Source organism: Mycobacterium sp. E2462, assembly GCF_001672685.1.
In the GTDB taxonomy this organism is placed as follows: Bacteria; Actinomycetota; Actinomycetes; order Mycobacteriales; family Mycobacteriaceae; genus Mycobacterium.
Genome location: NZ_LZKC01000038.1, coordinates 1 through 1,117, shown reverse-complemented (window position 1 = coordinate 1,117; position 1,117 = coordinate 1). Strand labels below are relative to the sequence as shown.

The window sequence follows — 1,117 nt, the reverse complement described above, 5'->3', positions numbered from 1 at the left end:
AACCCGGTCGCTCCGTAAAGCACTATGTTGAGTTCGCGCAGCGTGGCGGTCACGGGCCCCGACGCCCCGCCGCCGGCCCCGATCAGGGCGTACAGCGTGAACTGGGACGCCATCGCGCAGTGCGAGTCGGGCGGTAACTGGGGAATCAACACCGGCAACGGTTTCTCCGGTGGCCTGCAGTTCACCTCGAGCACGTGGCACGCCAACGGCGGGTCGGGCTCGCCGGCGAGCGCGAGCCGCGAGGAGCAGATCCGGGTGGCCGAGAACGTGCTGCACTCGCAGGGCATCCACGCCTGGCCGGTCTGCGGCCGCCGCGGCTGACCTGCGTCGCCATCCGACGGCATGGCCGTCATCTGTTGAGAAGAAGCGCCGGGCCCTCGGGCCGGGCGCTTCTTCGCTGCGCGGATCGGCGTCTCAGGCGTCGGGTAGCGTCGGGCCCGTGACCGCAACGCCGCGCGAATTCGACATAGTGCTTTACGGAGCGACCGGGTTCGTCGGGAAACTCACCGCCGACTATCTGGCGAACAAGGCGCCACAGGCCCGCATCGCGTTGGCCGGCCGATCGACCGACCGGCTGCGGGCCGTCCGCGACACCCTGGGCGAGCCCGCGCAATCCTGGCCGCTGCTGCAGGCCGACGCGGCGTCGCCGTCGACGTTGGACGAAATGGCCGCGCGCACCCAGGTCGTCGTCACCACGGTCGGCCCGTACACCCGTTACGGGCTGCCGTTGGTGGCCGCGTGCGCCGCGGCCGGCACCGACTACGCCGACCTGACCGGCGAGGCGATGTTCGTGCGCGACAGCATCGACCTCTATCGCAAGCAGGCCGCCGACACCGGCGCGCGGATCGTGCACGCCTGCGGCTTCGATTCCATCCCGTCGGATCTCAGCGTGTACGGCCTCTACCGCGCGGTCCGCGACGACGAGGCGGGGGAGCTGGCCGAAACCGACCTGGTCCTGCGGTCGTTCTCCGGCGGGGTCTCCGGTGGCACCGTGGCCTCCATGGTGGAGGTGCTCAGCACCGCCTCCAGCGACCCCGACGCCCGCCGGAGAACGACCGCAGGACCAGGTCGGTTTCGGCCAGCTCCCCCGCCTCGTCGTCGCGGACCGCGCGGTAGA

At 71.3% G+C, this 1,117-nt stretch carries 1 protein-coding gene and 1 pseudogene; both read left to right on the top strand.

Going from position 1 to position 1,117, the window contains the following annotated elements; translation table 11 throughout:
• Positions 1 to 69 precede the first annotated feature (69 nt).
• Positions 70 to 321: pseudogene (locus tag A5714_RS02305) on the top strand (transglycosylase family protein); the annotation flags it as partial.
• A gap of 118 nt (positions 322 to 439) precedes the next feature.
• On the top strand, positions 440 to 1,117 hold a 678-nt coding region (locus A5714_RS02300; RefSeq protein WP_197513513.1), incomplete at its 3' end, for a trans-acting enoyl reductase family protein.